Below are 14738 nucleotides of genomic sequence, written 5' to 3'. Positions count from 1 at the left end.
TTTTTGTATTTCACAATCAATATTATTCTATTTGGTAGCAGAACGAATTATCGCTTCTGCTACTTCTTTTATTGTCTTGCGTTTGGCCATACTGTATTTCTGGATGCGGTTGAAGGCTTCGCTTTCACTGATATTATGGGCATCCATCAGGATTCCCTTGGCCCGGTCCAGAGTTTTCCGCATGGCCAATGTGTCCTTTACCTTCAGCAGCTCATCCTCAAGTCCCTGCATCTCCCTGTATCTGGACATAGCCACCTCAATGGCTGGGAACAAATTGGCTTCCTGCACCGGCTTGACCAGATAAGCCAACACCCCGGCTGCAGTAGCATCTTTGACGATTTCCGGCTGACTGAAAGCGGTCAGCAATACTACCGGCGCAATTTTTTCTTTACTGACAATCTTGGCAGCAGCAATGCCATCCATTTTCGGCATTTTTATATCAAAAATACACAGATCCGGCTTCATTTTTTTAGCCAGCTCCACCGCCTGCTGGCCATTGGTGGCTTCCCCCACCACCTTGTGTCCGGCCTCCTCCAGCAGTTCCTTGATATCCATCCGGATTATCGCTTCATCATCAGCAATTAAGATATTTAACGGGTTCATTCTTGCTCGCCTCCCGAATAAATCTTTGGTATACGCAAAATACAGCGGGTACCATGGTCATTTTTCATCTCAAAGCTGCCACCTATATCATCCTGCACCAAAGTGGTTATTATCTGCAGTCCCAAGGATTTTGCTTTTTCCACTGAGAAATCGGCCGGCAGCCCGATACCATCATCATAAAGCTCAATAATGTATTCTTCATCGGTTATTTCTGTCCTGAGACCAATAGTACCCCGATTCCGATCCTTGAAGCCATGCTCGATGGAATTCAATATGAGCTCATTGATAATCACCGCAATATTGCTGGCATTCTTGGATGGCAGCACCACTTCCGGTCCTTCCACCTTGCTTTCAAGCACAAAATCACTGTCCACCATATTGGGTACCACCTGCTCAATAATATTGCGGGTCACCTCAATGACATTGATTTCTTCCTTGTCGTGCTGGGATAAAAATTCATGGGCCACGGCCATGCTCAAAATGCGGTTGGTACTTTCCTGCAGGGCAGCCTTTACCTCCGGAAACTTGGACCGGCGTCCCTGAAGTCTGAGCAGGCTGGCAATGGTTTGCAGGTTGTTTTTCACCCGATGATGTATCTCCTGAATAACAGCGGTTTTAATCTTGATTTCCCGCTCCTTCTTCCGCACCTGGGTCACATCGGCCAACAAAAGTATGCGCCGCTGCATCACGCCAGCTTCCTCCAATTTTATGTCCCGCTGGAGTAAAATCAGATCCCCTACCTGCATTTCCTTTTCAAAGGGACGACTGCTGTCAATAATTTCCCGGTGCAGCATGGCACTGATTTCCCGGTCCGGCAGCCGGCAGCCAATAAGATGGTAAATCCCCAGTGCCCGATATATTCTAGTGGCAGATAAATTGGTATATGTAATGCGGTTATTTTTGTCCGCAATGATAATTCCCGTACCAGCAAAAATCGGACCGAACAAATCCGGTGTTAGCTGCCGTTTCGAGTAGTCCAGCAACATCTCGGCCACCTCCAGCAGCTGATAATAACTGCTGGAAGTAGCATAGCCCTGACTGGTTTCCAAGGTAACCACGCCAATAAGGTCATTGCCATCCTTTATTGGATAAGCATACATATCCAGCGTGTTCCCCAATCGCCATTCCCGTCGGCCATGAATTGCTTTGCCTTGTTCAAACACCCGACTGACCAATGGTTCTTCCACAACAGCAATCATGGTCCCAGCCGCCGGCAGTTCAAACTGGCTAAAAAAAGTGTGGGGCTTGTGGTGCTTCATCACCAGATACTTATCCCCATCCTTTGTTTTTAAATACAAAAGCAAATGGGCGTGGGCCAAATCAGCAATAAACGGGAAAAAGCTGCTCATACGCTTTAATTGCTCAATCTGCATGGCAGATAAATCCGTGTACTGCCTGTATATTGCTGTATCTGACTTTTGCTGCTCCTTCATAACAACACCTCATCCGTCACGCTAAATGTGATAGCTCCCCCTCCATGAGACAGGCAATTTTCAGTCCCGCATTCCTAGTTCCTAATTATTCTAAGTCCTGCAATGCCAGTCCCGGCACCGCATTCAAATACAAATCCGAATATTTCCCGGCCAAAGACTGATAGTATCCCCGGCAACCAATCATGGCCGCATTATCGGTACATAAAATCTTGTCCGGATAATAGAAATTTATCTTATTTTTCGCCGTTGTCTCCCGCAGGCGCTTCTCCAAGGAACTGTTAGCTGCTACACCACCAGCCAGCACCAGGGTATCACAGCCGGTTTCCTTTATGGCGTCCATAGCCTTGGCCAGCAGTACTTCAATGACAGTATGCTGGAAGGAAGCCGCCACATCCGCCTTGTTTACCTCAATTTTCTTCAGCTTCATGCTGTTGAGATAGTTCAGCACCGCTGATTTCAAGCCACTGAAACTAAATTCATAATTGCCCTTTTCCTGCAACGCTCTTGGAAAATCAATAGCCAATGGATTACCATCCTGGGCCAGCTTGTCAATCTGCGGACCACCGGGATAGGGCAGTCCCATTACCCGGGCTACTTTATCAAAAGCCTCACCGGCCGCATCGTCCCGGGTTTGTCCCATCAGGGAGAAGGAATTATAGTCCTTCACATGCACCAAGGATGTATGGCCGCCGGACACTACCAAAGCCACAAATGGCGGCTTTAGCTCCGGACTGCTGAGAAAATTGGCAAAAATATGTCCCTCCAAATGATTTACTCCAATGAGGGGAATATCGCGGGAAAAGGCCAATGCCTTGGCCGCTGACACGCCAACCAACAGGGCCCCCACCAATCCCGGCCCATAGGTAACTGCTACCTGATTTACTTCATCAAGGGTTTTCCCGGCCTTGGACAAAGCCTCATCAATAACCGGCATGATATTTATGATATGCTTGCGGGAGGCGATTTCCGGTACCACCCCGCCAAACTTCCGATGAATCGGAATTTGAGTGGCAATGATATTGGAAAGTATAGTGCGACCGCCTTCCAGCACCGCTGCTGATGTTTCATCACAGCTGGACTCTATTGCCAATGTAATTATTTTTTCCTTATCCATAGTTTCTCCGTCGTTAAAATCATAAGTGGGTCTTCCACATTATTTCTGCAGCTTCCACCGGGTTGGTATAATATTTTGGCCGCTGCCCAACACTTTTAAAGCCCAGTCCTTCATACAGGCTTATAGCTGGTGCATTGGACACCCGCACCTCCAAGGTCAGGGCGGTAACACCCTTTTCCTTTACAATCTCAATAAGCTTCAACAACATTTTGCGGCCAATTCCCTGCCGGCGGTATTCCGGATCAATGGCCACATTGGTAATACTCCCCTCATAGGCCAATATCCAACACCCCACATAGCCGATAATACGGTCATTTTGTCCGGTATCAATAGCCAGCAGATAGTAGGCGTCCGTATTGGATGCATCCCGCCAAAAAGCTTCCCTTGACCAAGGCACGGAAAAACATTTTTCCTCTACCACGGCCAATGCATCAGCATCCTCCGGCACCATCCTCCGAAAAGTAATCATTTGGCATCCTTTCCGGCAGCATCATTGGCCAGTGCCTGCTGGCGCTTTTCCCACAGAACTTCCGCTTCAGATTTTCTGATATAAATTGGTTCCATATCCATAATGTTGTCCATCTGACCTGCCGCCAATCGGTTCAGACCTGCCATGGCAATATTAGCGGCCCGTGGCATCAACATATGCTTTGGTGGTACAATCAAGTTTTTCGGCAAATTATCCAGTTTCACAAGCTTTTTTGCCACCATATCGCCGACAGCCACAACCGGTCCGGCGACTTTAACACAGGCATCCACGGCTTCCGCCAGCGAAAGTACCTCTATGGACTTTATTTCATCAAAGCCACTGCCATTCCAACAGTAATGGGACGTATAAACATTGCCCTTCTGAGCATCGATAAAGCCGGCCACCGTTACCCCCGGCACCGGATAATGCCAAGCTAGTCCCTCAATAGTAGGAATACCCACCAGAGGAATATTCAGGCCATAAGCAATAGCCTTGGCCGCTGCCAAACCAATCCGCAGGCCGGTAAAGGAGCCAGGTCCCATACTGACAGCTATCGCTGCCAAGTCTTCCCGCTTTACCCCAGCCAGCTTCAACACCTGTTCCACATTGGGCAGCAGGGTTTCGGAATGGGTAAGCTTGTTTTCCACAATCAATTCTGCCAGCAGTCGCTTATCATCAGCCACAGCCACGCTGGACACCATTGTGGCTGTATCCATTGCTAAAATTGGCACAGCGTCCCCACCTCCTGAAAAATATTGGCATAAGCCGTACCCCGTATATCAAAAATCAATTTTCGTTCATTATCATCATTGCCGGTTCGCTCAATGGATAAAAGAAGATAATCCTCCGGCAGGCAGTCAGCAAACTTGTCTGCCCATTCGATGACCACAATGCCGTCTGACTCCTCCACATAGTCGAAAAAGCCAATGTCCTCCAGCTCGTATTCCTGCTCCAGCCGATACAGGTCGAAATGATACAGCGGCAGCCGTCCCTCATAGACATTCATTATATTAAAGGTAGGACTGGTTACATCCTCATCAATCCCCATTCCCCGGGCCAGATTCTGGACAAAAAGGGTCTTGCCGGCCCCCAGGTCACCATATAAACAAATCACTACACCCTCCGGCAGTATTGCACCGATTTTCTTGCCTAAACCAGCCGTCTCTGCCGGAGATTTGGAAATTATTTCAAACATCTTTTTCTCCTAAATTTTCATCCAGAAAAACATTCTAACAAGGAATTTTACCACATTTAATGCAGTTTTGCATCAGTAAATTTGCCGATGATATTTTTATCAGTCCATAAAAAAGGATGGATATATGCCTGAACATACATCCATCCACTTTACATTAAATCAGAAATTCCAGGTTGCCCCCACATGCATGGACAGCCCCCGTTGCTTACCAACCCAGCCAGTCACACCCAAGTCAATGTTCACTGGTCCACCAGGCTTTACCTGCCATCCCAGTTCCAGCATACCGCTGCCACCTCGTGTACTTGGGCTTGGTACCGAATCATTCACGCCAAAGGTTGCCCTGGCCTTTCCGCCAAATTCGTGCTGATAAGCCAGACCACCATAATAACTGCTTCGTTCATTTATCTTATGGGTTATTCTCGCCCCCAGACGAAGCCGATGGCTGTTTATAGCGCTAAATTTCGTTGCTTCCTCCATAGGCACGCCCCCTACCGCATAAATAGTAGTGTTGTCGCCCCCCTGATGGGTATAAAAATACTTCAGGTAACTGTCCATAGTGTTCCCATGACCAATATCCCGTACCTTACCAATACCAAGATGCGCCCCAAAGTAATTAGACGAAGTATCATATTTCAGTGGGTTTTCACCATCGATACAGCCTTTATAGTCGGCATTGACCCTACCGGCCCGGATACTTCCTTCATAATATAAACCACTATTGGTCACCTGACGGGCCATCAGACCAAGCCCCAGGTAATGGGCTCCACCTTCACCGGTGATACCATTGTCAAGATGACTCTTATAGCTGCCGCCACCATATTCCACCACTGGACCAAACAGCAGCTTACCGCTGGCGTTGGCAATTTCCCGGGCAAAGCCCACATTCAGGCCAAAGCCCTTGGTATCCACATGCGAACCACTAATAGCCCGCAGGTTAGAGCCACTGAAGGCTGCAAATGGGGTAAAGCCGTTGTTTTTAGCTGTAACAGCATTCCCCCGACTCTTGGATGCTATATTCAGGGCCACCGCCTCAGCTGCCTGGGTAAATCCCTGACCAGCCAGCAAATCACCACCGGCATTCAGATAAGTGGTAGTGGCCGCCTTGGTTTCCAGCAGCGACTTGGCATTTTCATTGGCTTCTACCACCTCTTCACCATTTACAGTGGCAGTGATAGTATTTTCATCCGTTTTTTCAATTTTAAATTTAGTGGAAGTATATATGGTAATACCTGTACCGGTTTTATCCGTAGTCAACTCCTGGGTTTCAAAATCACCGGTTAGTCCCTGAGGATTGGTCAATAATTTTATGGTGTCGCCCTGATCCAATGCAGCCCCCTGCTGAGCTACTACCCCAAAGGTTGTTCCGGTCACATCAGTAGGCGCCGTGCCGTTTACGGTGAGCATGGTGTCACCGGATTGAATGGACGACGGCAAATAAAAGTTATAATTTTGGATGCCTGCAATACCGTCGCTACCTACAATCACATTTTTATCGCACACATTGAGGGTATTGCCGGAAGCGGATGTCCCTTCGCCGCCAATGATATGTTTGATGGTGATAGCCTTCATAATGTTTACTATATTATTGTTGGCCGCCCCATCCATCGTCATACCACCGTATATCATGGTATTGGCCCCTAAAGCCGCTTCATTGCTAATAGTTACCGTGTTGTCCGAGGCATTGCCCTGGGTAGTTACCAGTCCGCCGAAGATATTTGCGTTAACTGTACCCCCGGATATTTCCACTTTGTTGCCGGTTGCATTGCCCTTATCACTGGCTCCACCGACCACAGCCCCAATACCACCTGATGAGGCCACCGTTCCGCCATGAATGCTCACCGTATTGCCCGTAGCATTACCACCAGAACTGCTGCCACCTGCCACAAAGCCGCTACTCTCAATATCGCCATTGTGGATTATCAGTTTATTTTCCGTTGCATTGCCACTACCCGTTTCGCCGCCAAACAGCCCGGAGATTTTAAAAGTACCATTACGGATTATAGCGGTGTTTTTGATGGCATCGCCACTAGCCGAATAACCGCCTGCCATTGTTATTTGCCCTACAGTATTATCCCCTTTGGAGAATGTCCCGTCATCCACATACAGCTCGTTTTCGGAAGCATTACCCTTGGTACTGTATCCGCCGGTCACAGCCAGAGCTTCGCCATCCGCCTCACTGCTGTTTTGTTTAACCGTGGTGCCATAAATGGTCAGGGAATTACCGGTAACTGCTCCGGTACCGTTGACATCATTTATAAGTCCGCCAGACAAATATCCAGCTTTCGTATATGTAAGCATCGGATAGCGGGTAATCTCAAGCTTATAGCCACTGACAGCCGCCGTACCAGCCGAGTTAAACCCAGCTGCATAGGAGGACTCCGCCGGATAGTCCACAAAAGAATCGTTACTGTCAATAATCAGTTTTTTAGGTGTATTAGCCGGATTAAGCGCATACAAATACTTAGTTCCGGTCAGGTCCAAGCCTTCTTTTTTCAAAGTCTGGTCCGTAACCTTGGCAGCCAAATCAGTCGGACTGACCACCTTCACCTCCGGCACCTCATTGTTAGCCAAAGCCCAGGCTGGAGCAGCCAGCATAGTCCCGGAAAACATCAGGGCCCCCAAAATAATCCGTTCCATCTTTTTATTCTTTCGATTTGTTCTCATGCTTTATTCCTCCCTTGCCTCATTTCTTTTAAAAAGATTTTATACTATCCTGGTAATCTTAGCAACAAAAGAGTTAATTTTTTTTCACAATAAGCAATATTCTGGGGTGATATATCCGTAACAAAAACAACCTGCTGCCAAACGGCAACAGGTCGTAAAATACATATATTATTCATAACGCAGGGCTTCAATCGGGTCCAGCTTGGCAGCCTTCCGGGCCGGATAAATACCAAAGAACAAACCTATGCCCACCGAGAAGGTAAAGGAAATAAATATAGGGAACCAAGTAATCACCGTGGTAAAATCACCGAATTTGCCCACCAGAGCAGACAAGCCACATCCTACGCCGATACCGATGATACCTCCTACAACGCCAATAACCACTGACTCAATCAAAAACTGCATCATAATATTTTGAAAGGTGGCCCCTAAGGCCTTCCGAATACCAATTTCCCGGGTACGCTCGGTTACAGATACCATCATGATATTCATAATACCGATACCGCCAACTACCAGGGAAATACCAGCAATACTGCCCAAAAGCAATGTCAACATGGTAGTAGTCTGGTTCATAGTCTCCATCAGGCTGGTCATATTCCGGACATTGAAATCGTCCTCCTTGTCGCCAACGATCTTGTGACGCTGACGCAACAGCACCTCTATATCCTCCTGTACCTGATCCATCTTATTGGCATCAGATACCTGAATATTAACAGATGATACATAAGTTACGGCCAGCAGACGCTCCATAGCCGTAGTAAGTGGTACAATAACCACATCATCCTGATCCTGCCCCATGGAGGACTGTCCCTTACTTTCCAGCACGCCAATCACCTTAAAGGGTTGGTTATTCACTCTGATATTTTGCCCAACCGGATTGCTGTTACCAAACAGATTGGTGGCTACCGTACTTCCAATAACTGCCACACGGTTGCGTTTGGTTATGTCACTTTCGCTGACAAAGGATCCGGTGCCAACTTCCAAAGACCGAATGGCCATGTATTCCGGTGTGACTCCCATTACCGATGAATTCCAGTTCTGATTGCCATTGACAATTTGGTAAGACCGGGACACTGTCGGTGAAACAAAATCAATATTTTTCACCTTGTTCTTAATGGCCTGGGCATCCTCATATTTTAAGGATGTATGGGAACCGGCTGCCCCCCGGACTCCCCCTCGATTAGCGGAGCCAGGCGAAACTATAAGCATATTACTGCCAAGACTGGAAATACTGCTTACTACATTACTCTTTACACCCATACCAACTGATACCATGGCAATTACGGCGCCAACACCGATAATTATGCCCAGCATCGTCAGCAGGGAACGCATTTTATTGGCCAAAAGGGCGGTAAAAGCCATGGAAAAGCTTTCTTTAAACAACATCCAAAACCACGCCCTTTCCCTCATCTCTGGTTATCACACCATCCCGGACCAACAGCTGCCGGCTGGCACATACTGCGATATCCGGTTCATGGGTAACCAAAATTATGGTGCGGCCCATATCATGCATTTTCTCAAATATTTCCATTATTTCCTTGGTAGACTTAGTATCAAGATTACCAGTAGGCTCATCCGCCATAATAATCTGTGGGTCATTGACCAGGGCCCGGGCGATCGCCACCCGCTGCCGCTGACCGCCGGACAATTCATTCGGCTGATGATCAGCTCTATCAGCCAGTCCCACCTGCTCCAAAAAATACATGGCCCGTTCTTCCCGTTCATCCGAATCCACCCCTGCATAAACCAGAGGCAAAGCTACATTGTCCAAGGCAGAAATCCGGGATAACAGATTAAAATTCTGAAATACAAAGCCTATTTTTTGGTTACGGGTCTTGGCCAGCATATCATCACTTAAATGCGCCACTTCATTACCATCCAGCTTGTACGAGCCCACACTTGGACGGTCCAGACAGCCCAAAATATTCATCAGGGTGGATTTACCAGAACCGGAAGGCCCCATCAAAGCGGCAAATTCCCCTTCCTTAATGTCCAAATCAATGCCATTTAAAGCAGCAACCTCCTGGTCACCCACTTTATACAGCTTTTTAATTCCTCTGAGGCTGATAGTAATCTTCTCAATGTTACTCATGCTTATCAACCTCCATGCTTACATTGGCGGTCTGCCCATGCCACCCCGCTTCTGTCCGCTGGAGTTAGCAGCAGTACTGGATTTAGCCTTATATGTAATAACCACTTTATCCCCGTCGGTCAGACCACTCTCAATCTCCACATATTCATCACTGTAAATTCCGGTGCTGACATAACGGTTTTCCTTCGTTCCATCAGGGAGATTCAATATTACATAGGAGCCTTTGGTATCAGTCTTTAATGCCGAAATAGGGACAACCAGAGCGCTATCCTTTTCAGAGGTCACTATGTCCACGCGGGCAGTCATAGCCGGCAGTAACAGATTTTCGGGATCATCCACATCCAACACCACATAATAATACACTACGCTGGCCGAAGTCGAGGAGGACGAAGAACTGCTGGAATTGGTATTCCAGCTGTTAGTAACATCCGTCTGGGAAATTTTGGATACCCTGGCGGTAAAGGTCTTGCCGGTATATGTATCAACGGTAAAAGTAGCATTCTGTCCTACCTTCACACTGCCGATATCCGTTTCATCCACCTTGGCCAAAATCTGCTTTTTGCTCATATCAGCTATGGTCAAAATCACCGTTGGATTACTATTTCCCTGAACAGCCATGGTGCCGGCAGACTTTGGCTCGCCAACAACAACGCCATCCATTGGAGCGGTAATGATGGTTTCACTTAAATCGGACTGGGTTTTTTCCAAAGAGCTGGCAGCAGCATCGTAGGTATAGCGGGCATCCTCCAATTCTTCCTGTGACTTGGCACCGATAGAGTTAAGATACGCCACCCGGTCATATTTTGACTTGGCATTAACTACCTTGAAGGCCGCCTGATCATTACTGGCCTCATAGTCCTTGCCGTCCAAAACGGCCACCGTCTGTCCGGCTTTCACTTTATCATTTTCCTTTACCAGCACCGACTTGATACGGGCAGTAATTTTGGAACTTACCTCTACCGAGTCCACCGGTCGAATTGTACCGGTAGCTGATACAACCGATTTGATCTGCATCCGTTTCACTTCAGTTATTTCGGCACTGGCAGCATTTTTTTCCTTGTCAGACCCGCTGAAGTATTTATAACCGCCAAACAGGGCCAGCAATAATATAACAACGACCGCAACCGTGGTATATGTCTTTTTTCTTCTCATAATAGTACCTCGATTTCCGTATTATTATTTTAAAACGGCATTTTCAACAGTTGCCGTAGATGGGTGCACATCGTAGCCCATATCGCTTTCTACCGCGGCCCGGTATCTGGCATAATCATACTGGGCACTGATATAATTCTGCTGAGCCGTGGACAAGGCTGTCTGTGCGTCAATAATATCCAGCATAATGCCTTCACCGGCCTTGTATTTTTCATTGGCGATGTAGTAATCCTCCTGGGCCTCCTTCACCGCTTCCTGGGTTGACTCAAACCGCTTCTCGGCCTCCCGCATACTATTGTAATCATTACGAACATTCAGGCTCACATTGTTCTTGTCCTTATCCAGCGTGAGCTTGGCCGTTTCCAGTTCCACCTGGGCCGCATTTATCTTACCTTTGGTAACCCCACTGTCAAAAATATTCCAGCTGGCACCAATAGTAGCCGAGTAGGTATGATTGTTCCGGCTAGGAATTACCTGCTTATCCCAGGCTGTACCCAAACTGAGATCAACACTAGGCAAGTAACCGGCTTTGGCATTTTTTACCGCCAGTTCCTTCTGCTTCAGCTGATAGGTATCCACCACCAAATCCTTGCGATTGTTCAGTGCGTAATCCACACAGGTATTCACATCAGGCTCAAATGGAACATAAACGAAATCATCCGTCAGAACAATAGGCGATTGTTGGTCCATATAAAGGAGATTGCGCAAGGTACTCAGCTTGTTGTCATAGCTGCTCTCTCCCTTGATAAGATTTTGCTTGGCATTGGCCAACTCAACCTGGGAACGGAGCACATCAATCTTTGCTTTGCTACCAGCGGAATATAACTGTTCCACATTGGTCAGATGCTGTTGATATTTATCTACTGTATCCTGATAAACAGCCAGCTGTTTCTTGGCCTCCAACACATTGTAGTAGGCCTTTACCACCTCCAGCTTCATAGTCTCCCATTTCCGCTGGGTCTGCAGCTTGGCTATATCCAGTCCAATTTCGGCACTTTCAATGTTATTATGGTTTATCTTACCGTTGTATATCGGCAAAGATCCGGTAATTCTGGTGCTGTTGCTGGTATCCCAGCCATAGGTATCCACCTCGGAGGTTCCAAAGCTGGTACTGGCCTTCCAGGAAAAGCTGTTACTGCCCCTGGCCTGAGTTATTTTAGCTTTGGCTGTTTCTTCGCCTAATCTGGTAATATTCACATCCGGATTATTTACTAAGGCAATCTGTATGGCTTCTTCCAGGGATAAGTCCGCACACTGGCCCAAGGCCGGCTGCACGGCCAATAGACTGCCGGCCAACAGGACGGTACCCAATAAGCATTTCTTTTTCATGTAAAACATCCTTTCAATAAAGCCATATAGCTTTCAAAAATATGTACGCCAATTCTATTACAGCATTTTTTAAATTATGGTATGTCAACACTATAATTTTATAAGAGTAAAATTAAAATTACATTAGTTATTAAATTTACCCTTCATTACTTCTATGGCTTTTTCCAACTGGATATCCGTTACAGGCTTCTCCGGCATGGCAATTTCCACATCCGGCTCAATACCTACACCGTCAATGCTGATACCGGACGGTGTATAATATTTGGCTACAGTCAGCTTGATGCCATCTCCTTTAAAAAGTGGCAAAATAGTCTGTACCGAGCCTTTGCCGTAGGATTTCACCCCGACCAGAGTAGCCGCCTTGCGGTCTTTCAAGGCTCCCGCCAAAATCTCCGAAGCACTGGCACTGTTGTTGTCAATCAATACCACGATTGGAATGGATTCATCCGTCTTGGCTGACTGATAAACCTCTTTATGGCCTGATTTGTCCACCACAGAAACAATTTCGCCGGCTGGAACCACCAGATTGGCGATTTCTACGCAGGACTTTATAAGGCCGCCAGGATTGGCCCGAAGATCAATGATAAGACCCTTAATACCTTTGGCTTTCTGTTTTTTTAGGGCCTCTTCAAATTCAATGGCAGTATTTTCACTGAAGGATGCAATACGGATATAACCGATTTCCGTATCCGGCAATACATCCCCCACCGCCGTATCAATATGAATATTGGAGCGAATAATCGTATAATCCCGGTCTGTCTGGCCTTCCCGTCGTACAGTAAGCACCACTGGGGTTCCCTCGTGTCCCCGGACTCTGAGTACCACTTCTTCTGGTTGCAGGTTTGATACCGGGACCCCCTCTATGGCGATGATTTCATCATTTGCCTCCAAGCCAGCTTCCTTGCCCGGGGCATTATCCATCACCGACATTATCCGGCAGTGTCCTGGCTCTGCAAAGCTCATTACCACGCCAATGCCCCCGAAGGACCCTTGATTCATATCGCTTAACTGGTGAAATTTCTCCTCATCCAGATAGACGGAATATTTATCCCCCAAAGACTTCATCAGGCCATCAAAGGAACCGTTTATCAGCACTTCCGAATTTACATCACCAACAAATTTTTCCTCCACAAAACGGACCGCAGCGATAAAACGGACCATATCTGCCGCTTTTTCCATCGTGCCGCCCAATGCAAAAAATATTAAACTGGTCATCATTACCACAGTAACTAGCATGGTAACAATCGCTACCAGAACATATTTCAATTTCTGATTCATCTATTTCTCCAATCTTTCACTACCCAAAGGCCCCTAAATAAAAGCGTAGCTCTTCCACCACCCCCGAAAGAACAGTGAAAGAGCAAACTTATCAAAACAATAATTATAACGCCATTGTTCAAATTTTTCTTCTTTAAGAAGAAAAATCTTCCAATTAGCGTTTCCCCACAGGGACTAGCTTTGCGTCGCAACGAGCTGGGAGATATGCTCGCCAGCTGTTAAAGTTTGTTTCCCCCCCACCTAAAGGGGTGGGGGACATCTTAAAGCTCGTTATAGATACCCATATGGGCTTACAGGCTCTCCGTTTTCACGGACCTCGAAATGACAATGAGGTCCGGTAGAATTACCGGTCGAACCACAAATAGCAATAGTCTGCCCTTGGGAAACATACTCACCCACACCAACTGTCAGGGAACTATTGTGACCATACAAGGTGGTAATTCCACCACCGTGGTCAATAATAATGGTATTGCCATATCCGCTTATCCAGCCGGAATGAATTACTGTTCCGCTGGCCGCGGCCACAATTGGCAGCCCATAGTCACCGCCAATATCCAAACCACTATGATACCGCTGGGTACCAAAAATAGGATGGGTACGCCAGCCAAACTCCGAAGTAATCGGACCATCCAATGGCCAAATCATCGCCCCGGAACCGGTAACTGTCGCATAGCCGCCACTCATCTGGCTGCGGCGGATCATCTGGGTAATTTCCTCTGATGCGGCCATAATTTCTTCATAGGCCTGCTCAGAAACTTCCTTATCGTATTCAGCCTTGTTCAGCAGTGCCTGCTGTTCCTGCTTTTTATTCAGCATTAGGGCCTGCTTTTTCTCAGCCTCGGCCACCAGCACCTCTACATCCGCCTTGTCCCTTTCCAGCTTGGACTTGGTATCCATTACCACCTGGCGGTCGGACTTGACTTTCATAATCAAATCGTAATCATGCTTGATGATACGCTTCAATATATCCATGCGGGTAAGCAAATCGGAAAAATCCTTGGCCCCGAATAACACATCCACATAGCTTATTTGCCCATTGATATAAATATCCCGGATGCGTTTGGAAAGGATCACATTTTTCTTTTTCAAATCCCGCTCGGTTTCTGCCAAAAGTGCAGTATTATCATTTATATCAGCCTGTACACTGTTCAGCTTGCCCGTGACCTCATTGTAGGCCTCGGTAGCTGCATCCACATCCACCTGCAATATTCTTAGCTGTTCCGACAGGCTATCCACCCGTTGCTGGGCCTTCTGGGTAATCTCCTGCTGCTCGGCGGCCTTCTGCTTCAGGTCCTCCAGCTGATCTTCCAAATCATCAGCCATAGCCGTTGTGGCAACTGACAAACTCATAAGCAGGGCCATCATCAGGGCAGAAATCTTTTTCCCTTTGGTAAAAAATCTCATAACGC

General features: G+C 47.2%; 13 protein-coding genes. All 13 read right to left on the bottom strand.

Annotated features, from left to right (window positions below; all coding sequences use genetic code 11):
• Positions 1–27 precede the first annotated feature (27 nt).
• A complete protein-coding gene (locus tag QZV24_RS01860; protein ID WP_294519270.1) occupies positions 28–603 on the bottom strand; it encodes an ANTAR domain-containing response regulator in 576 nt (191 codons plus the stop codon).
• Positions 600–2036, bottom strand: coding sequence for a sensor histidine kinase (locus QZV24_RS01855; RefSeq protein WP_294519267.1), 1437 nt, complete (start codon positions 2034–2036; stop codon positions 600–602). Before QZV24_RS01855 ends, QZV24_RS01860 begins: the two co-directional genes overlap by 4 nt.
• Positions 2037–2121: 85 nt before the next feature.
• Entirely contained in the window at positions 2122–3150 is a 1029-nt protein-coding gene (tsaD, locus tag QZV24_RS01850; protein ID WP_294519264.1) for a tRNA (adenosine(37)-N6)-threonylcarbamoyltransferase complex transferase subunit TsaD, read from the bottom strand.
• A gap of 19 nt (positions 3151–3169) precedes the next feature.
• Complete coding sequence (gene rimI / locus QZV24_RS01845; RefSeq protein ID WP_290655014.1) at positions 3170–3619, bottom strand: ribosomal protein S18-alanine N-acetyltransferase; 450 nt, start codon at positions 3617–3619, stop codon at positions 3170–3172.
• Positions 3616–4350 (bottom strand): tRNA (adenosine(37)-N6)-threonylcarbamoyltransferase complex dimerization subunit type 1 TsaB, encoded by a 735-nt coding sequence (gene tsaB / locus QZV24_RS01840; RefSeq protein WP_294519261.1) that lies wholly within the window; start codon positions 4348–4350, stop codon positions 3616–3618. Before tsaB ends, rimI begins: the two co-directional genes overlap by 4 nt.
• Positions 4338–4814 carry a tRNA (adenosine(37)-N6)-threonylcarbamoyltransferase complex ATPase subunit type 1 TsaE gene (tsaE, locus tag QZV24_RS01835; RefSeq protein WP_294519258.1) on the bottom strand — a complete coding sequence of 159 codons (477 nt, stop codon included), beginning with the start codon at positions 4812–4814 and terminating at the stop codon, positions 4338–4340. The genes tsaB and tsaE overlap by 13 nt, the downstream gene beginning before the upstream one ends.
• Positions 4815–4973: 159 nt before the next feature.
• Positions 4974–7478 carry an autotransporter outer membrane beta-barrel domain-containing protein gene (locus QZV24_RS01830; RefSeq protein WP_294519255.1) on the bottom strand — a complete coding sequence of 835 codons (2505 nt, stop codon included), beginning with the start codon at positions 7476–7478 and terminating at the stop codon, positions 4974–4976.
• A gap of 168 nt (positions 7479–7646) precedes the next feature.
• The gene (locus QZV24_RS01825; protein ID WP_294519252.1) at positions 7647–8864 is read right to left on the bottom strand and encodes an ABC transporter permease; all 1218 of its coding nucleotides are present in this window, start codon (positions 8862–8864) and stop codon (positions 7647–7649) included.
• Positions 8854–9570 carry an ABC transporter ATP-binding protein gene (locus tag QZV24_RS01820; protein ID WP_290655009.1) on the bottom strand — a complete coding sequence of 239 codons (717 nt, stop codon included), beginning with the start codon at positions 9568–9570 and terminating at the stop codon, positions 8854–8856. Before QZV24_RS01820 ends, QZV24_RS01825 begins: the two co-directional genes overlap by 11 nt.
• A gap of 18 nt (positions 9571–9588) precedes the next feature.
• Positions 9589–10722, bottom strand: coding sequence for an efflux RND transporter periplasmic adaptor subunit (locus QZV24_RS01815; RefSeq protein ID WP_290655008.1), 1134 nt, complete (start codon positions 10720–10722; stop codon positions 9589–9591).
• 24 nt (positions 10723–10746) lie between these two features.
• Entirely contained in the window at positions 10747–12051 is a 1305-nt protein-coding gene (locus tag QZV24_RS01810; protein ID WP_294519247.1) for a TolC family protein, read from the bottom strand.
• 123 nt (positions 12052–12174) lie between these two features.
• The gene (locus QZV24_RS01805; RefSeq protein ID WP_294519244.1) at positions 12175–13329 is read right to left on the bottom strand and encodes a S41 family peptidase; all 1155 of its coding nucleotides are present in this window, start codon (positions 13327–13329) and stop codon (positions 12175–12177) included.
• 270 nt (positions 13330–13599) lie between these two features.
• Positions 13600–14733: a murein hydrolase activator EnvC gene (locus QZV24_RS01800; protein WP_294519242.1), complete on the bottom strand. Its 1134-nt coding sequence runs from the start codon at positions 14731–14733 to the stop codon at positions 13600–13602.
• Positions 14734–14738 lie beyond the last annotated feature (5 nt).

It is taken from the genome of uncultured Anaerovibrio sp. (assembly GCA_902786545.1).
Lineage (GTDB): Bacteria > Bacillota > Negativicutes > Selenomonadales > Selenomonadaceae > Anaerovibrio.
The sequence above is the reverse complement of the archived record's forward strand: the minus strand, read 5'-3'. Positions and strand labels throughout refer to the sequence as shown.